The sequence below is a fragment of the Chlorobium sp. genome (assembly GCF_021740465.1).
In the GTDB taxonomy this organism is placed as follows: domain Bacteria; phylum Bacteroidota; class Chlorobiia; order Chlorobiales; family Chlorobiaceae; genus Chlorobium.
In genome coordinates this window covers 83,832-106,582 of the sequence record NZ_JAIOZR010000002.1, presented here as the reverse complement: position 1 = coordinate 106,582, position 22,751 = coordinate 83,832, and the positions used below count along the sequence as shown (strand labels likewise).

The following is a 22,751-nucleotide window of genomic DNA, read 5'->3' as shown; positions in this document are numbered from 1 at the left end:
TTCGCATAAGAAAAGAACGGAAAAACATAAGATATATTACCATAATACTTTGCCTGTGAGTTAAACCCTCAGTAAAAATCAGTAGCTGTATGTGCCTGCGGGTTTGTCTATCGTGATTATCGTGCCAATAATGTATAGAAATGCATTCTCAGAAGGACTTTCATATGTCCTTTGATATACAATATTTATAATAAAAAATGAATACACCTGATTTTCAAGAACTCATCTTCAGAACAGAAGTCTATCTTTTGATCGACCGATTTCATTATGTGGCTTTTCTGGATCAGCGGACGGCTCTCCCGATTATTGACCTCGTTTGGCATTACATCATAGAAGCTCAATGCCTATTCTTGCGACTCTTTTTTCCACTTTATTATGGTGTGACGGGTTTTCAATGGTTTGCAATTGGATTAAAGGATCGAATGAAAGAAGTATAGATATTTTTCCCGATTTTGCCGGAACTTAACGGAAAATAGCAATTCATTGCCACGGGAAAGTAATTCTTGTGTTTTTATTTCTACCGCACATAAAAAAAAGCCGGGACGATGCCCGGCTTTAAACGTAGAGGGATGGGCGCTGGTTATGGACGGATCGCTTACGCTGATGCCTTTCCCTGCGAGGATTTCAACTCAACCAGGAACGGCTCACTCACCAGCAGAATCCGATATTCCTAGCAGCTCTTCGATCTTCTTTCGGAGTTCCTTGATGCGGTCTTTCAGCTCCCCGATCTTGAGGCCTGCACTGAACAGTGCGCCAAGCATCGGCCGCGAGAGGTCTAGCGATCCTCCACCGGGAGGGGGCATATCGTATACTGCCTGTTCAGAAGAGCAGCTTTTACGGAATTTCTTTGCCCATTCGACTTCCTCTTTCGTGTATTTCGGAAGGTCCATGGTGGGCGGATAATCGAGACTCTCCAGCATCTCTGCATAATAACCCATCATTATTTCTTCGTTCAGCGCGATTTCAGATTCGGCTTCCGAGATTTGCGCATTGAGGTCATCGATCTCCGGCTGAAGTGCCGGATTTACTTCAGGAGGTGTTTCCATGATTTATGAGCTTAGGGGTTATGGGGTTGCAAGTGCCTTGAAAATCAGCGTATATCAAGAGTTCGCTATCTCCTTAATATATGCCATAGTGGCGAAGAGCTGAAACCGCGACCGACCTAAAGAAATCGTTAATGCAATAAAACACAAGGACAAATGCACAGATGAACTTCATCATCCTGCACACGTACGCGATGGCGCTTGCGGCGTAGTACCGCTTCTTTTTCAGGGTGGCGCCCCATCATCGGGCGCATGTTCAGTGTGAAAGCAAACTTGACAGGCTCATTCCCATGCCGGATTAACTCCACCCGCAATCACATATCCGAGTGCCCGCTCCTTTATCACGTTGGAAACCGAAATAAAAAAAGCCGGGACGATGCCCGGCTTTAAACGTACAGGATAGCTGCCGCTCATCTGAACATCAGCCCGAGCACCCCCATCTCCTTCGTCTGGTTCTGCTTGGCGATCTGGCAAATGGACATGGACGGATCGCTTACGCTGAGGCCTTTCCGGACAGGAAATCGGGTTGTTCAAAGAACAAGTGCTCTGTTAAACAGGAGCACAGTTCAGCGGATTGTGCCGTTCCTTCACAGAGCCAACCAAAAAACTTTAAAGTAAATATTTTGGCTTTAATGATCTTTTTTATCAACTTTATAGCAAAACCGGAAACAACCCGAAGTCGGTTTTTCTCTGACACGTGCCCTGTGCAATGACAGCAACAAAACATCAGGTCCATGCATTTCTTCAGGACTTCAAGGGCAAGCTGAGAATATGGAGCATTGTATTCCGGGATGACCGGGGCAAAAATGCCCAGACACTGCTCGACCTTGAAATAAGACCCGTGGACAGACAAAAAATAATCGAAAATCTCGAGGCTGAGGATTACAGCGACGGGCCCATCGATGACATCCTGAACAAAGGGCCTGAAATGTGGGTGTTCGGAAAAGAGGTGAAACGACGCGAAATCTATATCAAAATCACTAAAGGATTGCCTGACACGAGCGTTATCTGCATTTCGTTTCACATTGCCGAACACAGGATGCCATATCCTCTCAAAACAGAATGACCATGAAAAGCCCGATGAGCGGTAGGGAAATGACGCTTATAAAAGAAGCGCGAACCATGATATTCCGAAAAAAGGAATACCCGGTTTGTTACCATGTATACCGCTGCAACGATACGCAACAGCAGTTCACATCCACTGAACTCGATGACATCAACCTTGTTCAGGTCTACAACCAGTATCGCGACGAACACAACCTGCCCTTTCCCGAAGAAATCAGATCAATACGCGGGGCCTACGGGCTTTCAGCTGCAAAAATGGCGGAAGTGCTCGGACTCGGAACAAACACCTACAGAAATTATGAGCAGGGAGAAGTTCCAAGCGAATCGAACGCCCGATTGATACAGGTTGCCCAGGATCCTGAGGAGTTCCGGAAAATCGTATGCCTGAGCGGCGCATTGAAGGGAAATCAACTTGAAAAATTGAACGCCAGAATTCAGCAGCTGATAGAAAACCGAAAAAAAACAAACTGCGTAGACATCGAAGAATACCTTATGGGCTCCAAATTGCCCGATGAATACTCGGGATACCTGAAACCGAGCCTTGAAAAGATCGGCGAAATGGTTGTCTTTTTTGCGGAAAAACTCAAGCCCTGGAAGACCAAACTAAACAAGCTGTTGTTCTATGCCGACTTTCTGCACTTTAAACGATCGGGGTTTTCGATCAGTGGCACCCGTTACTGCGCTATCCCGTTGGGACCGGTTCCGGATAATTTCAACAGTATTTTCGAGTGGATGGGGAAAAAAGGAGACCTCACCATCAGTGAGCAGGAATTCCCTGATGGCGGAACCGGAGAACGGTTTTTTCCGGCTGAAAGCCGTTCTTTCGACGCGGAAAAGTTTTCAGCCAAAGAGCTTGATACGCTGAACACCGTTGCCACTGCATTTCTGAAGACTGGTACGAAAGAGATTATCGCCATCAGCCACAATGAAAACGCATGGATAGAAAATATCCATGGCGGCAATGGAATGATCAGCTATCTCAGGTACGGATTCGATCTGAAAGCTCTCTGAGTGACTTTCGTATATGAACTATCGAACCGGTGAGTTACGGCGGAATCAATGCGGTTCATCCCTTCTGTTGCTGAAGCCGTTCGGCAAGCCAGACCTTTATCAGGGACTGTCGCGAAACGCCAAGCCGTGTTGCCTCTTTATCGAGCGAGTCGATCATCCATACCGGAAAATCGACATTCACCCGTTTATGCAGCTGTTTTACGCGTCGGGCCTTGCCCAAATCAAGGTAAACAGTAACATCCTTTCCTTCATCAAACGCTTTATCAAATTCTTTCGTCTTCATAGATCTTTACCTCCTCTGATCGGGATCTCCTTAATGAAATTATAATAAAAAAGCCGGGACGATGCCCGGCTTTAAACGTACAGGATAGCTGCGGCTCATCTGAACACCAGCCCGAGCACCTCCATCTCTTTCTTCTGGTTCTGTTTGGCGATCTGGCGGATGGTCATGGACGGATCGCTTACGCTGATGCCTTTCTTTTCGAGGGTCGTGACGATTTCTTCGCTCTCCTTTCCTGCAAGTTCTGCTACCGTCTCTAGCCTGGCCGATTCGATGGCCTTCATCATCTTCATTTTCGGGTTGCCTCCCTCGCGGGACGCGGGCATGAACACCGCAAGCGCCGTGACGACGATGCCGACCGAGATGATCGAAACCGCCGGGATTTTCGAGAAGTAGGAGAGAAACGCTTTCCAGTTGGCGACGGTGTGCAGCACGACGCCGGCCACCATCAGCCAGCTCAGCCACTCGTGCACCGGCTTGATGTAGCCCCCCTCGATCTTGAAGAACATAAGGAGGCCGGTAACGGCCAGAATGATGAAGCTGCCGATTGCAAGGGGCGTTGCCCACGATTTCATTGATGTGCTCATAGTTTCGTCTTGTTTGCTCAGAGATTCTGCCGATGCGATGGATTGCTGCCAGTGCATTGATTACAACCTTTATGACGGCAAAAAGAGCGAAAACCTGCAGCAGGATCGGCATCAGCCTAAATATGGTGGAAATAATGCCAGTCCGGTCTCTTTTTACGCCTCCTGGTATGGCCTCTCTCCCAGCCGGTGCCGGATGCCGTTGCGGCGTGCCCGTTTTTTCCAGTTCATGGAGCCGACAAACCGGTATATCCATGCCGGAACGAAAGGCCTGGCCAGCTGGCGACGGGCATCTTCGGGCACGGGGTTTCCTGCGGCAAGCGCTTCGGCGACACGGTCGAGAGCTTTCCTGAAAGGAATCGCCGGCCCTCCGAGTTCCGCGAACGGGCGACCGTGCACCAGCCCTTCGCCTCCGCCGACGGATATGGCGCCCATCCATCTGAATCGCGATTCTGCGGCGAAAGAGGCGCAGATTGCAAGCGCGGTTTCGTTGTGACGGGACTCGATGAATCCGCAGTTCACAACTGCCACGAATCCTCCGCCTGAAGGGGTCGTCTTTCTGTGTTCGCTCACCTGCTGCATGAAAGCAAGAACCGGAGCCGGAATGCTGTCGATATAGAGCGGAAAAGCCAGCACACAGAGATCGGCGCTATCGACGGCATCCAGCAGCTTCGCGAGTTTTCGGGTGTCATGCAATGCCTTGTACAGGTGGACGGTTTCGTTCTCCAGACCATGGGCTTCGAGACCTCCGAGCAGGTACCCTCCCAGTGAAGCCGAAGTGCTTTTGGCCATGCGCGGGCTTCCGCAGAGCAGCAGAGCCTTGCGGGGGGGAACATCCGTTCCGGAAGCGGCGACATAGGGAAGTTGCCTCAGGCGTCCCGCCGGGGGCCTGTCGAGCTCCTGCAGCAGGCCCTCCAGCCTCTCCCGCAATTCTACCGGACCGGCAGAAGGCCTGATGATGCCCCAGCCGCTTCTTCGCGCATAGAAATTGATCGAATTGCGCCAGGCGAGATGGCTGAACACCGATTCTGTGGCCTCGTCAGGCTGTTCGAGCCATCCGACGACCAGAAGGTCGGGATAGGATTCATAGCGTTTACGGTGGTGCGATTCGCCATTGACCGTCGCAAAAAAGGGCGATATGTTTGCAATGAAATGGTCGAGCATCCGTTTCAGTTCCGGAGAATACCCTCCGAAGGTGACGGGTGTCAACATGATCAGCAGGTCGCTTGCGATGAACTTACGTGAAAGTTCGAGGTTGTCGTCGTCCAGCGTACAGATGCCGGGGGTTTTCAGCCAGCACTGGAAGCAGCCGCTGCAGTTGCCGATGGTTTTCCGGCGCAGCACGACATGTTCGGCCTCATACCCTTCTGAAGCGAGAAGTCTGCCGAGTTCTCCCGCGATCCTGGTGCCGGTGGAATCGCCATCCGGCGATCCGTCAAATATGAGCGCTTTCATGGTTACCTCCACAATTGTGGTTCATGGAATGATCTTCTCTTCGTCTTCGGGTGCACGGATGAACTGTCTGCAGATCGATTCAAGCTCGAACCGGTAAAGCGCGGCTCCCCCTTGTACAAATTGCGGAAGCTGGCCGGTGATCTCAAGCGAAACGAGCCCGTGCACCCGGCTCCAGACAAGGATGGAAACGGCATAGACGACCAGCATGCTTTCATCCGCCGTTTCCAGAAGGGTGAAAAACCTGTGACCGGAATCGACGAGCGGAAGCGGCACACTGCCTGCGTCGAGGCGCCCAAGGGCATGCAGCTCGGCAATGGTTCCGACGAGCGCGCCGAGAGAGCGCATCATGACCGGAAGGAGTTCCTGCATGGGCGGAACGTAACCGGGGACCGGACTGCCGAAGATGAGCATGTAGCGGTGTGGGTGGTTGAGCGCCCACTTGCGGTAGGCTATACCGGTAGCCCGAAGCCTGTCGATCTCCCTGCCCGGTCCAGGATGCGCATCCCTTGCTGCATGCTGGCAGTCGCCGAACGACGCGTATGCATCGATGATGAGCGCCGTCACCAGCGCATCGCGGTCGGAAAAGTAGTTGTAGATGGCAGGAGCCGTGATGCCGAGCTCTCTGGCAATGCTGCGAAGGGATAGCGTCGACGCGCCCGATTCGGTGATCTGCCGCCATGCGGTATTCTTGATCGATTCGCTGAGATTTGGCATCTGCAATGCCCTGAAAGGTCTTGCCATGGTGATAATTTTATTTACAGTGTAAATATACACTGTATACTCGAAAACAAAAAAAATAAAACCGCCTTCAGGAATGTGGATGGAACCTGCTTGAGAAAACGCACTCTGGCATTACAGGTATTTCATTGTATCTTGCTGATAAAGAGCGTGTTACCGGAACCCGTCAAAATCCTGCAGTGATGAAACCTCGTCAGGACACGTCCCGGCGACATCCGGGAGTCAAGCTATTCTGGTGGAAGTGGATGGTAGCATCGAGCTGGGGTGTCATTGCCACAGGTATTGCCATGGTCATTCTGCCGGATGTGATGAACAGGTTTTTCAGCCTGCTCTTTTTTTCCGCCACGGACCATTACCCGTCGTTCGGAGAGGCCGCATCGGGCTATATAACCTTTGCGCACGGATTAGTTGGCTCGGTGATGGCCGGCTGGGGCGTCGCATTGCTCGGTGTGCTGTACGGACCGTTCCGGAGCGGCAGTCGTGAGGGCTGGCTTGCCGTCGCCTACTCCGTTGCCCTATGGTTTACCCTCGATACCTCCGTCTCTCTCATCAACGGTCTCTGGCAGAACGCGCTCCTCAATCTGGTCATAGCGGAACTCTACGTCATTCCGCTTGTCGCAACCTTCAAAAGGTTTTTCGGGAAACCGGAAGCGGCAGCGACTCAGTCCCGGAAAAAATCCCAGTAAGCTTTCGATGGCGGCTGGTAGAGTTTGCGGCGACCCGCAGGAAGCCCCTTCCCGAGCAGTTGGGAAAGGTCCTCGATAAGCCCTTTTTCTTCTGCGAAATAGCCATGCCCGAGAAATCCGTTGTCAACTTTCGATGCATCGATGGTTTCAAGTCCATCCATGACGAAGGGCTCCCCTCTGGATATACCGATCCTATTCGCCTTGTGGAGAATGCCTGATAGCAGGAGCGCCCTGTCTTTCCTGGATGTGTAGGAGGTATAGAGCGCAGCCTTGCCCATGATTTTAGGAAAGAGTTCGCGAAAGGTTTCGACATAGACGTCGGCAGCGGCGAAAACGACCTGCGATATCCTGCCGTTAGGCCAGGAGTTGGCAGACAGCCCATAGAGCATTACCCGGTTGCCCATGCTGTGCGCAAGCAGATGCACCTTATTCCAGGGGCCGTCCTCAAGCATGCCGAGAAATCCGGAGAACCGCCCATTCGAAAGGAATGCCCGCTCCTCGTCTGCGCAGTAACCGGCAAGGGAACCGAGAGATGGCCAGCTGTAAAGTACGACTCGGCCCTGAAACTGCAGATCGAAGGCGAACTGGGCTGCCTGACGGGCTGCATCTTCGAAGGTGACGTTGTAACCGTGCAGAAAAACAAGCAGCTCACGGCACTCAGGAGAGCCTTCGACAAGCCTCGCCGTAAAGAGATCCTCCGCAAGTTTTTCAACGCTTCCGAGCACAACGTACCTTCTTGAGTCGTCCTTGTCGCGCAGCAGGTGCCACCACCGCTTCCCTTCGAGCACCCCTGTCCGGTGAACGCCGACAGGAATGGTAACGTGCGCCACTCCACAGGTATAGCCGCCGGAATCATGCTCTCCGGTGAATTGCAGGTCGGAACCGGGGGCGCTCTTGCGGTTGGTTGCAAAAAACACCTCGACCTGGCAATGTTCCACGTCCGCCGAAACCGCGTTGCCGAGCGCTCGGCCGGCTAATCGGGAAGCGCCGAAGAGCATGCTTTTTTCATCCTCGCTCACCAGTTCTCCGGCATATCCCCCACGGGTTTTCGCTACCGTACCGGTGTCGAGCCGGGCACGATCGATAAGAGTGCGCACGTAATCGTAAGCAGGGGTATCTTCGACAAGGTCGAAAAGATCGTCGAGCAGCAGGTCGAGATCGTCGGGAGATTCTGCCGATGAAAGCTTTACGGCGAGCGCGGCAAGAGCTACGTCGCGCTGAGTGTCGGGGGCGCCCATCCTTACAAGCACGCCATCCCAGTTACTGAGCAGCGCATCGAGCAGTGCGAGTTGCTGAACGAGTTCCGTCATGGTCTCACTCCTTTCCTGATATGGTGAATGCCGCCCAGTAATAGGGCGATGCGAACGGTTTGAACTCCGGATCGAACTTCCTCAGGGAGGTACGTATACGCCCGGCGAAGGGACCAGCAGGCGGAGGAGCACTTTTCATCTCCCGCATGAGCTCCATAAGCTCCAGGGCGGTCACACTGCGGATCCAGTTCTGTGCAGCCCTGAGCGCTCGGGCAGGCGGCTGGTTATTGGCGGTAAACTCACGATAAAAACGCCCGGCAAGCAGCGCTGTGGCCGCATCGTCAACAGGCCACAGCGTCGCCAGGACGGTTCCTGCACCGGAATGGAGAAATGCTGCCGGAAATCCGAGGAATTCATCGGGAGTGGAGCTGATGCGCGACATCGCCGTTTCGCAGGCAGACAGCACAACAAGGCCCGGGGCTTTCTGTTCGAGCGCCGGTATGAGCCGCTCAAGCGCAAGCGGCTCTCCGCCGGCCAGCAACAGGGAGGAACAGAGGGGCCGGTTGAGATCGAATACCGCATGCGTCGAAAAATGAACGATGCCCGCATGTCCGATGGCATCAAGCACCGCATCTGGAGTTGCATCGGTTCCGTGGAGAAGCTTCAGTTCCCTTCCTGTATGGAATTGCATGACCCACGCACACTCCAGCTCGCTGAAGTCGAGGTCTCCGCAGGGATTTGCCACAAGCAGAAGCGAGCCCGAGGAGTGGCCAACTCCGGACTCTCCGGAAAGCAGCACCCGGAAATCGGGGGCATAGCGAACGGTATACCTGTCGATCAACCAGCGCTTCGACCCGTCCGAATCCTGACGCCATGCCGCATGTACGGGAAACACCCCGCTGCCACCCTGAGGAAACCAGATGAGTTCGGCATCGACGGCAATACCCATGTCCTGCAGGAGATCGAGTACCGGCTCCCATAGTTCCCGGTAAAGCGTTTCGCCGGTCGCCTCGATCATCTTTCGCCACTCTTCATGTTCGGAATTCCTCATATGGTAAGCCCGAATCCATCCCCCGAGCGCCGCAATGTCGAGACCTCCGCGCTGAAGCTCCATAAGCCTGTCCTTTCCGAATGACGGCAGCCAGACCACCTCGATCCGTTCTGCGGTCACGACGATCACCGCTCCTTCACGGCATGAGAAATTAGCCACAAGCAACGCGCCGCCTCGCGGAACGATCGACCGAATCGCGGCAACAGAGAGCGATTCGTCGTCTGTCCGCCAAAACCTGCTTTTACCTTTTTCAAGCTCGAAAAGGGAATTCTCTTTATCCCCGAGTTTGAGGAGGCTCCATGAAAGCAGGGCTGAGGTGTCCCTGAACTCCCATATCCGCTGCATACGCCCCTCTCGGCTTTCTGCGAAAAGAAGCGCCGATTCTGCAGAATCGAGCGCCTGCCTGAAGTAACCTGCAGCTCGTTCGTAGTGGCCCGCCACAAGCATTCCCTCTCCGGCAACCTGCATGATGGACCGGCGAGCGGAGGTATGCTCGGCTCCCGGAAGCAATGCAAGCGCGGCTTCGGCGTGTGCCGCAAGCCGCTCCTCATCGCCGGGCTCTCCGTTCTGGATAAGCTTCAGCAATGCGTTTGCGCGGAAAGACTCCACACTTGCCATGAGCGCCGGCGATCGAACAGGATCTATAAGGGCTGCAGACTCGTCGCAGCAGGAAAGGCAGTTCCGTACACGCTCAGCGTCAAATATCCTGCCCGGGGCCATCAGCACTTTGGCAAGGTTGAGGAGGGCTTCAGCCCTGACTGACCCGGGAACATCTTCCCCGGCCGCATCGAGCGCAAGACGGGCATAACGTTCCGCCTGCCCCTGGTTTTCCAGGTCATCTATGCCACCCCGAAAAAGATAGCACTCCGAGAGATAGATGCAGGTATCGATCCATGTATCGCCATCATTTCCCTCAAGCAGGCTGAACGATTCGAGATGAAGCCGGAGACGCTCTTCAAGGACAGGCCCGAAGTCGGCATCCGGTTCGTCCCCTATGGCGATTGCCAGTTCGTTGTTCGCGGCGGCCCAACTGCCGGGGGCTTTATCACGCTCGATCAGCAGAAGGGCCTGCCGGAGGTGATGAACCCGTTTCCGCCAGTTTTCGCGGGGATCGCCGGTAGAGCGGAACCGATAGAGCACGGCAAGCGTCGAAGAGAGGAAGGGCTGGGCTTCGACGGCCGATTCAAGATGCATGACGGCTTCGTCAAGTTCTTTCGGGCCGAAGGGTTCAAGGTTTACCATGAGCGAACCTATCCCGCTGTGACAGGCAACCCATGAATCGTAGTGTTTTACAGAGTCCCAGACAGTCAGCGCGTCCCTGTATGCCTCTATCGCCCGGACGGGGTCTGCGGTTTCGCTGTATTGCGCATACAAGCTTCTGAACGCCGCCCATTTTTCAGGTTCGGCTTCCCTGTCGACGAACGAACCCGCTTCCTGCAGCAAGGAGGCTGCCTTGGCCGGATTTTGCGACTTGTCGAGTGCATCGTACTCCTGCATGAGTGAGTCGAATCGTGCGCGGTACTGTTCGGCTACAGGCATATAGGTACCGGGTTTCGGCTTGAGAGCAGTTTTGCGGTTCCTGTAACGTCAAAATACGGATAAAACCGCATACCGGCAAGGAAGACTGTACGCTTGCCGCAAGAAACCCGTATCCGGTTGCGGCTTAAAAAAAAACGGCGTATCGTTCCTTCGGCGTCCGGCCGCTGCTCCCTTGCGCTGCGACGGCACCACAAGCAGTTGCCGCTGACCGATAACGCATGAAAACCTCCCTTCAGTATGACCAACCGGACCATGACGGAAAACGACAAACGACCGCCATTCGACAATGACATCATCTACGGCACCCTCCGGAGGGTATTCGGCTTCAGCGGGTTTCGCCGCGATCAGGAACGGATCGTCAGGGCAATCCTTGAAAACAGGGACGTGTTAGCCGTAATGCCGACCGGCGGAGGAAAGTCGCTCTGCTACCAGCTGCCGGCTGTCATGCTGCCGGGAGCATGCCTTGTGGTCAGCCCCCTGATCGCGCTGATGAAAGACCAGGTTGACGGTGCGCTGGCAAACGGCATCCGCGGCGCGTTCCTGAACAGTTCGCTTTCGCCGGCAGAACAGGACGATGTCCTGAGGCAATTGCAATTGGATGAGCTCGACCTTCTCTATATCGCGCCGGAGCGGTTCGCCTTCGAGCGGTTCCGGGATATTGCAGCAAAAGCCCGTATTTCTATGGCAGTCATCGACGAGGCGCATTGCATTTCGGAATGGGGACATGATTTCCGCCCGGATTACCTCTCGCTTTCAAGGCTGGTCACCCTGTTCCCTGATGTACCTGTTGCCGCGTTTACGGCTACGGCGACCCACAAGGTGCAGGATGACATACTCGGAAGGCTCTGCCTTCGTGATCCGCTGGTCGTGCGAGCTTCGTTCGACCGAAACAACCTGTTCTACGATATACGCTTCAAGGAAAATGCGGGAGAACAGCTGGTCTCGATCCTCAAGGACAAACCCGGTAAAGCCGGCATCATCTATCGTACCAGCCGCAAGAGCGTCAACGATACCGCATTGATGCTCAGGGCGAAGGGGTTCCGGGCGCTGCCTTACCATGCCGGCCTTGGGGACGAAGAACGGATACGCAACCAGGAAGCGTTCATCCGCGACGAGGTCGATGTGATTGTGGCAACCATCGCCTTCGGTATGGGCATTGATAAATCGAACATCAGGTTCGTCATTCACGCAGACCTGCCGAAAAGCATAGAAAACTACTATCAGGAGACAGGCAGGGCAGGCCGTGACGGTGAACCGGCCCACTGCATCCTGCTCTTTTCGCATGGAGACATCCATAAAGTACGGTTCTTCATCGACAGCGTCGCAGATGAGGCTGAGCGGGCGAGAGCGCTCGGGGCTTTTTCGAAAGTGATTTCTTTCGCATCATCGTCGGTATGCCGACGGAAGATTCTCCTTGAATATTTCGGCGAAAGCTACCCGGAGCAAAACTGCGGAAACTGCGACATCTGTACCGGCTCGCGCAAAACCCTGAACTGCACCCGCGAGGCTCAGATGCTGCTCTCGGCAATCGTGCGTACGGATGAGCGATTCGGAGCCTCGCACATCATCGATATCGTCACCGGCAGCTCAAACAGAAAGGTGCTCGATTTCGGCCATGACCGCCTGAAAACGTACGGTGCCGGAAAGGGGAAAACGAAGACTTTCTGGAAGCGGCTTGTGGACGAACTGCTTGCAAGAAAAGTCATATCGAGAGCTGAAGGGCTCTACCCGGCGCTCTGCCTTCTGCCGGAAGCTTTTCGCGTCCTGAAAAACGTGACGGAAATCGAAATGGCTGAGGTCGTTGAAACGAAACGCCGGAAAAGCACCGTTGCAATCGCAGCCCGGCAGGAAAACGGGGAACTCTTCGAGCTGCTCCGGTCGTTGCGCAAACAGATAGCCGACGAGCAGGGAGTCCCCCCTTACGTGGTATTTTCAGACCGGTCGCTTCGCGATATGAGCTCGCTGTTGCCCTGCGATGAAGAGTCCATGCTTGCTGTTACCGGTGTCGGGGAGGTCAAGCTGGAGCGTTACGGCAGGCAATTCATATCCTGCATCATACGCTGGTGCGGAACGAGCAATAACGGAGAATAACCATGACCATCAATGAAAAAAAGTCCTTCCATGACCATTTTTCAGCGGTATCAAAACAGTATGCGGCATTCCGCCCATCCTATCCGGAAGCGCTTTTCGGGTGGCTGGCGTCGGTCGCGCCGGCACGGGACCACGCATGGGACTGCGCCACCGGCTCCGGACAGGCCGCGCTCGGCCTTGCCCGGCATTTCGGGCGCGTCACGGCAACCGACGCCAGCCGGGAACAGATCGAAGCCGCCGCGCGGCATCCCCGTATCGAATACCGGGCCGCTCCGGCCGAAAATTCGGGAATGGAATCCGGATCCGTCGATCTCGTCACGGTAGCGCAGGCACTGCACTGGTTCGACACGGGGCGGTTTTTCAGGGAAGCGAAGCGGGTGCTGGCAGGAGACGGAGTGCTTGCCGTATGGGCATACGGGCCGGTTGCGGTCGAAGGGGCGGAAACGGGCGCCATTGTAGAAGAGTTTTATCACTCCGAAATGGGTCCGTACTGGCCTGAAGAACGGTCGATGGTCGATGCCGGCTATGCGGGCATTGAACTGCCGATGACTGATCTGAAGCCCCCGGCCTTCAGCATGAGCGTTTCGTGGAAAAGAGAGGAACTGCTCGGCTACATCCGGACCTGGTCCGCCGTCAGCCGGTTTGTCGGCAAAAACGGCTGCGATCCCGTAGCCGGTCTGGAAAGAAGGCTTGCGGCGCACTGGAACGACGACTCCCGAAAGACGATCGCCTGGCCGCTCACCCTGAAAGCCGCCCGAAGACGTCATTGAAAAACCCTCTTCGCTTTTCTGTTAAAAAAGGTAGATTCCCCGGCCGCACTGATAACAATTGTGATCGATGCGGCAGAAAGGACACTACCAATCATTATCAGAAAAGGAGCAACATTCCGATGAATGCAGTAAATCCGGAAGCGATCGGCGTATTCGGTCTTATGGTTACCGTATGGGTATTCGGCCTCGAACAGCTGGGACTGGGTATCAACGGCGAAACCGACCACGCGAAGCTGGGAAAGAACCTCGCCAACGTCGCCCTCTGGTTCGGAGGGATCGCACAGATTTTCACCGCGCTCTCTCTCTACCTGTTCGATGTCGGCCTGCCGGCGGAAACCAGGATCTTTATCGGAACCATTTTCGCTACCTACGGCCTTTTCTGGGTTGTCGTCGCCATGCATTTCTACAACCCCGGCGACAAAAAAGTCTATGCCCACTTTTTTATCGGCATCTTTTTCATGACCGCGGTGTTCAGCTACAAGGCGTTCCTTCTCGGCAAAATCTGGCCTTTAGGCACGGTGCTTGTGCTCATCAATGTGCTGACTTTTCTGCTTCCCTTTGCCTGGTACAAGCCGAACGCAGTCATCACAAAAATCTGCGGAGCAACCAACATTGCCATTGGGCTCTGTGCCCTGCCGCTCCTTTTCCATGCCATCGGACTCTGACTGAACCTGCTTGAGAGCGCACCTGAAAAAAAGTGCCGAACGGTTTTCAGGTGACATGGGGGTTCTCTTTCTGGTTATATAAAAGAGCTTCGTCGAACGAACCGGGCCCTGTAATTTCAGTCCACAGCATAATGCCGGGTACCCTGTCTAAACGGTTAAACACCTGAGCAACTTCATCGAACGCTTTAGAACCTTTACGGGCCAACCATTGCCCGTAAAGGTCGAAGCTGAAACATTCCCTTAAAGAGCTTACCGCAAAGTATGCTCTCTTTAATCCTATTATATAACCATATAATTAAATTGCCAAAACAAAAAATGAGTTTCCGGGGGCGCGGAACCGCATAAACGCGCTCAACCTCACCCGGAAGCCCTCTTCATATAAAAAAACATGAAGTCCTGCGGTTGACCTGACGGGGTTTCATGCCGGGAAAGCATGGTAGACACCACCCTGAATCGGGGGGCGAACAGTTCGGATATGAGCGGTTCGTCATAGCGCATGGCCTCGAGTCCGCTGCATCTGGAGGGTCCGCAGAGCGCAAAGGTGCCGAGCACCACATGGCCGTCGGCTTCCAGGCAATCGTCAAGCGTATCGAGGTATTTTCTGCGGTCCGAAGCATCGACCATGAAATGAAAGACCGCCCGGTCATGCCAGAGCATGTATTTTTCACCCGGACGGAAGCTTCTGACGTCGCCGACCCGCCAGCGGATCTCTTCGGCCATTGGGCCGAGACGGCGGCGGGCATGATCGAGAGCCGCCGCTGAACAGTCGAGTACGGTAATCCGGCCGTAGCCGCGGTGCAGCAGACAGTCAGCAAGCGATGATGCTCCTCCCCCGACATCGATGATGGGGCTTTCCGCGTCGACGCACGAGGCCTCGATGAGTTCGAGGGATTCGAGGGGAAACTGCTGATGCCAGCTAAGCCGGGAGGGCTCCGCGGCCGAATAGATTGCGTCCCAGTGGCTGCGGGGATCGCTTTCGGGGGTTTCCGGATTCTGCATCGGCACTCCTGCGGACTTGGTTAAAAAAGGAACACCGTATGCCCGAGGGCGCTGAAACGCAACGCCTGCGGGCATCATCGGAAATCCGGAAATGCGGACTGGCGGAAGATCTTGACACGAAGCCTTACCAAGAAGCGAAACGGACCAAAAAAAGCATGTTTTTTTACTGACCGTCCGGATGGAGATCACCGTGAATGGACTGGATCAGCGCGGCGAGATTATGGGAAACGCAGAGCCGTCCGTGAGGCAGCGGATCGAACTGTATAGCTAACCCTTAATGTAATTTAACGATAGCCGCCCTGAAAAGCAAAAGTTAATCAATAATTGTTAATAGTCTGCCATCACAAAAAAAAGATCGTCTGTATCACAGACTGAAACCGGCCACATGCAGGACGAGAACCTGCCGCGACGCAGAAACCGCACGGCAGGAACAGGTGACCGGCAAACAGCAATGAAAAACGGATCAGATAAAAAGGGACATGTTCGCGTCGGCGGCGTATTCAAGGAACATGGCCGCACCTCCGTATTCGACGCCGTCAATGAAATCCTTGCGTTCGAAACCGAAAACATCCATGGTCATCTGGCAGGCAATGAAGCGTACACCGCTCTCCTGGCACATCTCGCGAAGCTGCTCGATGGTGGCTACCCCTTTTTTCTTGAAGGTTTCCTTCATGAGCATGGTGGCCATGGTGTCGAATCCGGGAACGTTGCCGGAGATGATATTCGGAATGGGCCAGTTGAAACCCTGGAACTCCTTGCTGCCGAACGGCATTTTCATCGGCATTGCCGGATTGCCTACAGGGGTAACCTTGAGATCGATCTCTTTTTTCAGCAGGGGAAGACCGTAAAAGGTAAAAAAGAGCACCGCTTCCATATCCATGGCCGCCGCTGCCGAGGCGAGGATAAATGGAGGATAGGCCCAGTCGAGCGTGCCTTTGGAGGCGATAATGGCAAGTTTTTTTATGTCGGCCATAGTGGTTTTCTCCCGGTCAGGATTTCTGGATGTAGAAAGTATAGGTTCCGCCTTCGGTGCTGCTGTCGACGATTTTGTGCCCGGTTCTGTTCGCCCACGAAGCCATGTCGTTTGCCGAACCGGAATCCGTCGAGATCATTTTCAGAATTTCACCGCTCTGCATCTGGTCGACCTCTTTCTTGGTTTTCAGAATCGGCAGCGGGCAGTTCATCCCGGAGCAATCGAGCGTACGGTTGGCTGTAATTTCAGACATGGATGCCTCCTTTTGTTAAGTATGTTGTTTCGGGGTAAGCGGTTGCGATATTACCGCAACAAAGAAAACTATATAACCAAGTAATTATATAATTATAATTAATAACAAAGAAAGAAACAAGAATTCCCTGCTGTTTTTTCCGTCAATAGACTACCGGTTTTCTCAGGACGCTATGCCGACAACCGCCGCTGCGAGCACAAGAACCTGAAGCAGGGCAATGAGGGCATACGTCCTGTTCTTCTCGGCGAAAAAAACAGGAATAACGGCGACCAGACAGATCATGGCTGCCATCGAGAGAAAGATGATCGAGATGAAACTGAGTACATCCCCGTGCAGAGGGTCCTGCACCCATGACCAGCCAGAGGGCACCGCATGAAGACGATTCATTTCTCCTGCCCTGAGATGCCAGTGAGACGCGATGTCCTCGATGGAAACCGTAAGCGGCAGCAGCCTTGCAACATAGGCGAGGAAACCCACGGCGATCAGCACCATTCCGGTATGCGAAACGACGTCGAGAACGGCGGCATAGACAAGCTGCACCCTGTCGATCTCCGGTTTGTGCTTACCGGCAATGTTGCTCATATTCCCAATCCTTTTGTTATGGAACGAAGTCCGGCTATCAGCATCATGACGATCACTGCGATGCGTACCGAACCGGTGTTGACTTTCGAGAGAATTCTGGCGCCGATTTTCGAGCCGAGCATCACGCCTCCGACTGCGGGAACTGCGATCAGGGGGAGTACCGCGCCTTTATAGAGGTATATCCATGCGGCTGCCGCTCCGTTCATCGACAGCACCAGCCCGCTCGTTGCGACGGCGATCTTGAGTGGCGCCCCCATGAGCAGGTTGAGTACCGGCACGTTGGCCCATCCGGCACCCATGCCGAACATGCCTCCGATAAAACCGATAAAGAAAAACAGCACAAGACCCAGGGGCGTACGACGAACCTTCCAGTCGATGGTTTTGTCGATGGTGGGTTCATAATAGCTTCCGGAAATGCCCAGCGCTCTGGCGATCACATCGGACTCTCCGACTTCGGGATAGCCGGATTTACCGGCTTTCATCATGATCACCGCAATGGCGATGATCGCTATGCCGAGCAGCAGCTGCACGCTGTCGGCGGACATCCTGAGTCCGACAATCGCTCCGGCAACGGAGCTGATGGAACCGATAAGTGAGAGCGGCAGGCTGAGCTTCAGATCGGCAAGACCTTTTCTCAGCAGCGATGGGCCTGCCGAAAGAGCGCCGGAAAGCGCGACAAGCAAACCGGCGCCACGGACGAAGTCGAGATGGAAGGGGAAGAAGCTGCCGACGATCGGTACGAAGAGCACGCCGCCGCCGACGCCTGCAAGTACGGAGACGATACCGAGAAAAAATGAAAAGATGAAGAGGAGCAGTACCCAGACCCACCATGCGGTCTCGCCGCCGGCAGGTAACGAAGCGGCTGCGACTTCCGGAGGAAGAACAAGCGGCATGGCTGTCAGCAGAACGGCTGCAAGAAACCACCAGATTTTTTTACCGTCCGCTCTTGTCATGTGCCATGCGTCAAAGGATTGATGGATTGATATCGGCCATATCTGCCGGAAAGGTATTTCCGGCAGATGGGGATCATGGAAGCAGTACTGTTCAGTAACTATGCAATATAGTAGGTCTTCTCGTCGGGCCTGCACGGACGATTGAGCCAGAGCGGACGGCGCAGGCCTCCGGGGCCGGGCGCAGGCCTCGTCATGTCGAGCCACTCCCTGTAGATCTGGAATGAACGGTCGGTATCGACAAAGACGTCACCGTAGAGGTCGCCGTCGTGAGCCTTCTCGATGCGAACCTTCTGGTGCCAGCAGTGCATGCCGCTGATCGGATCGGGGTGCACCGGGAAGGTGATATTCTGATGAACGCCGCCGTCCGACCAGAAAATCCTCGACGAGTCGGCGTCGCTGCTCTCGTATGGCTGGATGCTCTCTTCGACGCGCATCTTCCATTTGCCCTTTCCTTCTTTGGAAATATTGACCCTGTTGGTGGCCCAGCGGTTGCCTTCGGGGTCCTGCTCGCGACGCCATCTTCCGATGTGATGCGAACAGGCGACCACGCCAGGCCTTATCCCTTCGGTAACCCAGGCGCGGTTCACGAAAAAGCCGATGTCGGTGTTCACCCTGATCAGGTCGCCGTTGGCGATGCCGAGCGCCGCTCCGTCGGTAGCGTTGATCCAGACGGGATTGCGGTGGGCGATTTCGGCAAGCCATTTGGCGTTGCCCGAGCGGGAGTGGATCAGTACCGGCAGGCGGAAGGTCGGCACAAGCACGAACTCTCCGTTTTTGTGGTCCATGGTCTCCTCATGGATATGGCTCTTGATGTAGCCCGGCAGGCGGTATTCGGGCCATTTCCAGTCAACCATGGTTTCGGAGTAGAACTCCTGCTTTTTCGACGGTGTGGGAAACCCGGTGCAGGAACGACCGGCAACCTCTACGCCCACCGCCTTGCCGTTTTTCACGATCAGTCCGCTCTGCGGCTGGACCGAAGCACCGTCGAGATCGGCCTGGGACACGGCTTTTTCGTTAACGCTGTAGACGTTGCTTTCGACCTCGAACGCGCCGTATTTCTGCATGTAGTCGAACGGCGAAAGCCCCTCCTGAGCGGCTTTTTCGGGCAGGCCGGCCGTATGCTCGAATATGTAGCGGTAGTACTCTTCTATGGTGATTTTCTCTCCCGGTCGGTAGGGCGACATGCAGTACTGGCGGATGCCGAGGCTGCCGTCGGGGTCGATGCGCCAGGTAAGTTCGATCCAGAATTCATCCTCTTCCCAGACTTCGCCGGGGTTGGCCTCCCAGGTGTGGGTAACCGGTTTGCCCATTCTTCTCAGGGCGGTACGCAGCACCGGCTGGCGGAAAGCGAGCCATTTGCCGGCATGGGTTTCGTAGCTGAGCAGGTCGTGCCGTTCGGCGGAGTGACCCATCGGCAGCACATAGTCGGCGAAGTAGGCGGTCTCGCTCCAGGTTGGCGTGAGCGCGGCGTGCAGGCCGATTTTCGATTCGTCCTCCAGCGCCTCGATCCACGAGAATCCGTCTGGGTAGGTCCATACCGGGTTGAACACCCTGGTGAAATAGACGTCGAGTTTGCCCCTCCCCTCCTTGAGGAAATGGGGAAGCAGGAAGCTCATTTCGAAGTGGGCGAGCGGATATTCGTCGGGCAGATGGAGCGGGTTCCAGAATGTCTGCGGTTTGGGTTCGGCGTGCACATGAGGCTTGAACTTGTTCCATGCGCTCGGAGAGGTGCCGCCGGGCGTTCCGACGCTGCCGGTCAGCACGTTCAGAAAGTGCAGCGTGCGCGACACGGCCCAGCCGCCGAGGTTGCCGCTGCTGGCGCTGCGCCAGACATGGGTGGAAAACTGCGAGCCCGCCTCGCCGATCCTGCGGGCGATCTCGACGATCATGGAGGCATCCACGCCGCTCTCTTTCGAAGCGTATTCGGGAGTGTAGTGCGCGTACTCCTTTTTCAGTCCTTCGATGAAGTTTTCGAAGGTAACCGGGGTTCCGGGATATTCCGCCTGGAGGTACGCCTGCCAGTTCACCCAGTTTTCAAGGTAGGTTCGGTTGTAAAGGCCCTCGTCGATGATCACCTTCGCCATGGCGAGCAGCACGGCCGGTTCGGTGCCGGGGTAGCTCGGCATCCAGTAGTCGGACATGCTTGCGGTATTGGAAAGCCTGGGATCGAGCACGGCGAGCTTCGCCCCTTTCATGCGGGCCTCGATGATACGCTGCGAATGCGGGTTGAAATAGTGGCCCGATTCAAGATGGGCGCTGACCAGAAGAATGAACTTCGCGTTGGCATGGTCGGGCGAGGGACGGTCGAATCCTTCCCAGATGGCGTAACCGAAACGCGCGCCCGAGGAGCAGACGTTGGTGTGGCTGTTGTGGCCGTCTACGTTCCACGCCCGCAGAATCCACTCCATGAAACCGTCGTGACCTGGACGCCCGACATGGTAGGAGATTTCGTTGTTGCGGCCCTCCATGATCGCCTTGCGCATCCGGCCGGCGATATCGTCGAGCACGCTGTCCCAGCTGACCCGTTCCCATTTGCCGTCGCCTCTTTTTCCGGTGCGCTTCATGGGATAAAGCACCCGGTCGGTATCCTGAATCTGGTTGAGCGTGGCCGGACCCTTGGCGCAGTTCCTGCCGCGGCTGGCCGGGTGATAGGGGTTCCCCGTCAGCTTTCGGATTTCCATGGTCTCCTTGTCGACATAGGCCAGAAGTCCGCACCCCGCTTCGCAGTTGAAACAGGCGGTCGGCACCAGCATGTACTCTTTCGTCTTGCGTTCCGGCCAGCTTTTCGAGTCGTATTCGACCCAGTTGTCCCACTGGGCGGGTGGCGGACAGCTTATCTCGGCACCCTCTTCTGCGGCTCGAAGCGCCCTGGGGCCATCGTCCTCCTTGTGCAGATCGGGAACAAGATTGAGCTTTTCAGCAATTGTCTCTATGACTGTCGGTTTATGGGTATAGCTCATGGTAAACTCCGGCACATGGTTAACTTAAGGGAATTCTCTGCGGGGCCTGAACCCAGACTTTTTCTGTGTAGAACACACCGCACAGTCCCAGAAGGGCCGCTGCGGCAAGCATCAGCGGATCGGAAGAAAACAGTGTAACGAGAAGCGGAAGCAGGTTGCCGCCAAGAAAACTGCCGGCCCAGAACTGGTTCTTCAGGCTTCCCTCACGGATGATTTCCGCCGCGCGCTCAGCCCCTGCGGAAGGGTGCTGTCCGTACAGTTCGAGCAGCATGATGACGATATGCAGCCCGAAGCCTGCCGTCAGCAGCTGACGGAGCAGCCCGAGAAGTTCCGACGGGCTTCCGGTGCCGAGCCCGAGCATGAGCATGGCCGAGCCGCCGGCAAGCAGGGAGTTCAGAAGCATATGCAGAAGCAGCATGGGGCTCTGCCAGAAATCGCGCCCTTTTGCGGCGCCGAACAGAAACGCCGTATAGATGGCCGTCACCAGGGCGAAAAGCGCGCCACCCCAGAGCGCGGCGGTTTCAAGCGCGGGAATCTGCAGGAGGCGCGATGCTCCCCACAGGGCGAGAAACGCACCGTAACCGGTAATGGTAAGCCCTCCCTTGACAAGCCATGAGCCGAACTGCGGACGCAGCATCACCGACGAAAAGCGGTCGGGACGATCGAGATCCTTGATGAGAAAGCCGCCGGTAAGGGCCAGAAAAAGCAGCGAAACCGACCAGGCCGCCCACTGCAGGGTTGGGGCAAGCTCCATGCGGAAAACGGCGAGCAGGGCGGCAAAAACAAGAAACACTCCGGACGAGACCGCCTTGGCCGTCACATATGCCGGAACCTCCCAGCCCCAGACTGCGCCTTTCGACGGAATATCATAAACGCGGCGGGCCTTCGGGCCGGCCGTGTTGGATGCATGGGCGGGTTTTTCGATTCCCGGCGCGCCTTTTCCCTTTCCGGCAAAATGCCCTACGCCTCTCGACTGCGCGCTCCAGTGGTACTCCTCCTGCAGGGGAGCCTCCATGGGATCGAGCGACGCACCGTCGCCATTGATATAGAACAGCTTGGGCGAAGTCCCCTTCTCGGGCTTGCGCACGACGGTACGCTCGCAGGCAACCAGCGTGGCGATTTTGCTTGAGGGATCATCGAGATCGCCCGAAACGATTGCCTGCTGTGGACAGACCGCCACGCAGGCCGGCTGGAGGCCCACCTCCTTGCGATGGGCGCAGTAGTTGCACTTTGCCGAGGTATGGGTATCGGGATCGATATAGAGTGCGTTGTAGGGGCAGGCCTGGGCGCACGCCTTGCATCCTATGCAGCGGCGGCTGTCGAAATCCACGATGCCGTCCGGACGCTTCTGCAGCGCCTCGACAGGACAGATAGCCACACATGGCGGCTCGGCGCAGTGGTTGCAGCGCAAAACGGTAAAGTAGCGCCGGGTATCGGGGAAGGTGCCCTTTTCCACATATTTCACCCAGGTACGGTTCACTCCGAGAGGAACCTCGTTTTCGGACTTGCAGGCAACCGTGCATGCATGGCATCCGATACATTTCCGGGCATCGATAACAAAGCCGTAGTTCATGAACTGATCTGGTCTGATTGAGAGAGAACCAACCCGGCGCGACTGCCCGCGGACAGTCAGGCCTTCTGAAAAATCAGGGTCGGGATGGAAATGCATGCGGCATCAACACGCTCTCTGCATTACCCTTCTCCTCTTAAGGGTAATGGCAGTAAGCGGCATACTACAAGCATCTCCGGCAGGACTCCACCCCGACCGAATAGCATACCGCAAGCAATCGCCAGCGGTATGCG

General features: G+C 55.4%; 20 protein-coding genes. 6 read left to right on the top strand and 14 right to left on the bottom strand.

Annotated features, from left to right (window positions below; genetic code table 11):
• Positions 1-644 precede the first annotated feature (644 nt).
• The gene (locus tag K9G39_RS01555) at positions 645-1,046 is read right to left on the bottom strand and encodes a hypothetical protein (RefSeq protein WP_292003160.1); all 402 of its coding nucleotides are present in this window, start codon (positions 1,044-1,046) and stop codon (positions 645-647) included.
• A 706-nt stretch (positions 1,047-1,752) separates the two neighbouring features.
• On the opposite strand from K9G39_RS01555, the gene K9G39_RS01550 reads away from it, so the two are divergent.
• Positions 1,753-2,109: a toxin gene (locus K9G39_RS01550; RefSeq protein ID WP_292003159.1), complete on the top strand. Its 357-nt coding sequence runs from the start codon at positions 1,753-1,755 to the stop codon at positions 2,107-2,109.
• 56 nt (positions 2,110-2,165) lie between these two features.
• Positions 2,166-3,119: a type II toxin-antitoxin system antitoxin SocA domain-containing protein gene (locus K9G39_RS01545; RefSeq protein WP_292003158.1), complete on the top strand. Its 954-nt coding sequence runs from the start codon at positions 2,166-2,168 to the stop codon at positions 3,117-3,119.
• A gap of 55 nt (positions 3,120-3,174) precedes the next feature.
• Here the strand turns inward: K9G39_RS01545 and K9G39_RS01540 are convergent, their stop codons facing one another.
• The 4 genes from K9G39_RS01540 to K9G39_RS01525 all read right to left on the bottom strand — a co-directional run bounded on the left by K9G39_RS01540 (position 3,175) and on the right by K9G39_RS01525 (position 6,179).
• On the bottom strand, positions 3,175-3,402 hold the full coding sequence (locus K9G39_RS01540; RefSeq protein ID WP_292003157.1) for a CopG family antitoxin: 228 nt from the start codon (positions 3,400-3,402) through the stop codon (positions 3,175-3,177).
• 95 nt (positions 3,403-3,497) lie between these two features.
• Complete coding sequence (locus K9G39_RS01535; RefSeq protein ID WP_292003156.1) at positions 3,498-3,986, bottom strand: DUF4405 domain-containing protein; 489 nt, start codon at positions 3,984-3,986, stop codon at positions 3,498-3,500.
• A gap of 153 nt (positions 3,987-4,139) precedes the next feature.
• Positions 4,140-5,438 (bottom strand): flavodoxin family protein, encoded by a 1,299-nt coding sequence (locus tag K9G39_RS01530; RefSeq protein WP_292003155.1) that lies wholly within the window; start codon positions 5,436-5,438, stop codon positions 4,140-4,142.
• A gap of 21 nt (positions 5,439-5,459) precedes the next feature.
• A complete protein-coding gene (locus tag K9G39_RS01525; protein WP_292003154.1) occupies positions 5,460-6,179 on the bottom strand; it encodes a TetR/AcrR family transcriptional regulator in 720 nt (239 codons plus the stop codon).
• A gap of 179 nt (positions 6,180-6,358) precedes the next feature.
• Between K9G39_RS01525 and K9G39_RS01520 the strand changes: the two genes are divergently transcribed.
• Positions 6,359-6,862, top strand: a complete 504-nt coding sequence (locus K9G39_RS01520; RefSeq protein ID WP_292003153.1) for a hypothetical protein — start codon at positions 6,359-6,361, stop codon at positions 6,860-6,862.
• Here the strand turns inward: K9G39_RS01520 and K9G39_RS01515 are convergent.
• Entirely contained in the window at positions 6,838-8,172 is a 1,335-nt protein-coding gene (locus K9G39_RS01515) for an alpha/beta hydrolase (protein ID WP_292003152.1), read from the bottom strand. The two genes, K9G39_RS01520 and K9G39_RS01515, sit on opposite strands and share 25 nt — an antisense overlap.
• A 4-nt stretch (positions 8,173-8,176) precedes the next feature.
• Complete coding sequence (locus tag K9G39_RS01510) at positions 8,177-10,702, bottom strand: CHAT domain-containing protein (protein ID WP_292003151.1); 2,526 nt, start codon at positions 10,700-10,702, stop codon at positions 8,177-8,179.
• 252 nt (positions 10,703-10,954) lie between these two features.
• On the opposite strand from K9G39_RS01510, the gene recQ reads away from it, so the two are divergent.
• From recQ to K9G39_RS01495, 3 genes are all read left to right on the top strand, one after another.
• The gene (gene recQ, locus K9G39_RS01505) at positions 10,955-12,793 is read left to right on the top strand and encodes a DNA helicase RecQ (RefSeq protein ID WP_292003150.1); all 1,839 of its coding nucleotides are present in this window, start codon (positions 10,955-10,957) and stop codon (positions 12,791-12,793) included.
• A 2-nt stretch (positions 12,794-12,795) separates the two neighbouring features.
• Positions 12,796-13,563: a class I SAM-dependent methyltransferase gene (locus K9G39_RS01500; RefSeq protein ID WP_292003149.1), complete on the top strand. Its 768-nt coding sequence runs from the start codon at positions 12,796-12,798 to the stop codon at positions 13,561-13,563.
• A gap of 119 nt (positions 13,564-13,682) precedes the next feature.
• Positions 13,683-14,228, top strand: a complete 546-nt coding sequence (locus K9G39_RS01495; RefSeq protein ID WP_292003148.1) for a hypothetical protein — start codon at positions 13,683-13,685, stop codon at positions 14,226-14,228.
• A 357-nt stretch (positions 14,229-14,585) separates the two neighbouring features.
• Here K9G39_RS01495 and K9G39_RS01490 read toward each other — a convergent pair whose 3' ends face one another.
• The 7 genes from K9G39_RS01490 to K9G39_RS01460 all read right to left on the bottom strand — a co-directional run bounded on the left by K9G39_RS01490 (position 14,586) and on the right by K9G39_RS01460 (position 22,521).
• The gene (locus tag K9G39_RS01490) at positions 14,586-15,227 is read right to left on the bottom strand and encodes a class I SAM-dependent methyltransferase (protein WP_292003220.1); all 642 of its coding nucleotides are present in this window, start codon (positions 15,225-15,227) and stop codon (positions 14,586-14,588) included.
• A 463-nt stretch (positions 15,228-15,690) separates the two neighbouring features.
• Positions 15,691-16,200 (bottom strand): DsrE/DsrF/DrsH-like family protein, encoded by a 510-nt coding sequence (locus K9G39_RS01485; RefSeq protein ID WP_292003147.1) that lies wholly within the window; start codon positions 16,198-16,200, stop codon positions 15,691-15,693.
• Between the two features lie 16 nt (positions 16,201-16,216).
• Positions 16,217-16,453 carry a sulfurtransferase TusA family protein gene (locus K9G39_RS01480; protein ID WP_292003146.1) on the bottom strand — a complete coding sequence of 79 codons (237 nt, stop codon included), beginning with the start codon at positions 16,451-16,453 and terminating at the stop codon, positions 16,217-16,219.
• Positions 16,454-16,615: 162 nt separating this feature from the next.
• Complete coding sequence (locus K9G39_RS01475) at positions 16,616-17,035, bottom strand: DUF1634 domain-containing protein (protein ID WP_292003145.1); 420 nt, start codon at positions 17,033-17,035, stop codon at positions 16,616-16,618.
• The gene (locus K9G39_RS01470; RefSeq protein ID WP_292003219.1) at positions 17,032-17,928 is read right to left on the bottom strand and encodes a sulfite exporter TauE/SafE family protein; all 897 of its coding nucleotides are present in this window, start codon (positions 17,926-17,928) and stop codon (positions 17,032-17,034) included. The genes K9G39_RS01475 and K9G39_RS01470 overlap by 4 nt, the downstream gene beginning before the upstream one ends.
• Positions 17,929-18,086: 158 nt before the next feature.
• Complete coding sequence (locus K9G39_RS01465; RefSeq protein WP_292003144.1) at positions 18,087-20,948, bottom strand: molybdopterin-dependent oxidoreductase; 2,862 nt, start codon at positions 20,946-20,948, stop codon at positions 18,087-18,089.
• 19 nt (positions 20,949-20,967) lie between these two features.
• The gene (locus K9G39_RS01460; protein WP_292003143.1) at positions 20,968-22,521 is read right to left on the bottom strand and encodes a 4Fe-4S dicluster domain-containing protein; all 1,554 of its coding nucleotides are present in this window, start codon (positions 22,519-22,521) and stop codon (positions 20,968-20,970) included.
• Positions 22,522-22,751: the final 230 nt, after the last annotated feature.

Excerpts from the sequence above, each read along its gene's own strand:
- K9G39_RS01545 (WP_292003158.1), top strand. The coding sequence starts at position 2,166 with ATGATATTCCGAAAAAAGGAATACCCGGTTTGTTACCATGTATACCGC.
- K9G39_RS01490 (WP_292003220.1), bottom strand. The coding sequence starts at position 15,227 with ATGCAGAATCCGGAAACCCCCGAAAGCGATCCCCGCAGCCACTGGGAC.
- recQ (WP_292003150.1), top strand. The coding sequence starts at position 10,955 with ATGACGGAAAACGACAAACGACCGCCATTCGACAATGACATCATCTAC.
- K9G39_RS01465 (WP_292003144.1), bottom strand. The coding sequence starts at position 20,948 with ATGAGCTATACCCATAAACCGACAGTCATAGAGACAATTGCTGAAAAG.
- K9G39_RS01500 (WP_292003149.1), top strand. The coding sequence starts at position 12,796 with ATGACCATCAATGAAAAAAAGTCCTTCCATGACCATTTTTCAGCGGTA.
- K9G39_RS01460 (WP_292003143.1), bottom strand. The coding sequence starts at position 22,521 with ATGAACTACGGCTTTGTTATCGATGCCCGGAAATGTATCGGATGCCAT.
- K9G39_RS01525 (WP_292003154.1), bottom strand. The coding sequence starts at position 6,179 with ATGGCAAGACCTTTCAGGGCATTGCAGATGCCAAATCTCAGCGAATCG.
- K9G39_RS01515 (WP_292003152.1), bottom strand. The coding sequence starts at position 8,172 with ATGACGGAACTCGTTCAGCAACTCGCACTGCTCGATGCGCTGCTCAGT.
- K9G39_RS01535 (WP_292003156.1), bottom strand. The coding sequence starts at position 3,986 with ATGAGCACATCAATGAAATCGTGGGCAACGCCCCTTGCAATCGGCAGC.
- K9G39_RS01475 (WP_292003145.1), bottom strand. The coding sequence starts at position 17,035 with ATGAGCAACATTGCCGGTAAGCACAAACCGGAGATCGACAGGGTGCAG.
- K9G39_RS01470 (WP_292003219.1), bottom strand. The coding sequence starts at position 17,928 with ATGCCGCTTGTTCTTCCTCCGGAAGTCGCAGCCGCTTCGTTACCTGCC.
- K9G39_RS01550 (WP_292003159.1), top strand. The coding sequence starts at position 1,753 with ATGACAGCAACAAAACATCAGGTCCATGCATTTCTTCAGGACTTCAAG.
- K9G39_RS01540 (WP_292003157.1), bottom strand. The coding sequence starts at position 3,402 with ATGAAGACGAAAGAATTTGATAAAGCGTTTGATGAAGGAAAGGATGTT.
- K9G39_RS01495 (WP_292003148.1), top strand. The coding sequence starts at position 13,683 with ATGAATGCAGTAAATCCGGAAGCGATCGGCGTATTCGGTCTTATGGTT.
- K9G39_RS01530 (WP_292003155.1), bottom strand. The coding sequence starts at position 5,438 with ATGAAAGCGCTCATATTTGACGGATCGCCGGATGGCGATTCCACCGGC.
- K9G39_RS01485 (WP_292003147.1), bottom strand. The coding sequence starts at position 16,200 with ATGGCCGACATAAAAAAACTTGCCATTATCGCCTCCAAAGGCACGCTC.
- K9G39_RS01520 (WP_292003153.1), top strand. The coding sequence starts at position 6,359 with ATGAAACCTCGTCAGGACACGTCCCGGCGACATCCGGGAGTCAAGCTA.
- K9G39_RS01555 (WP_292003160.1), bottom strand. The coding sequence starts at position 1,046 with ATGGAAACACCTCCTGAAGTAAATCCGGCACTTCAGCCGGAGATCGAT.
- K9G39_RS01510 (WP_292003151.1), bottom strand. The coding sequence starts at position 10,702 with ATGCCTGTAGCCGAACAGTACCGCGCACGATTCGACTCACTCATGCAG.
- K9G39_RS01480 (WP_292003146.1), bottom strand. The coding sequence starts at position 16,453 with ATGTCTGAAATTACAGCCAACCGTACGCTCGATTGCTCCGGGATGAAC.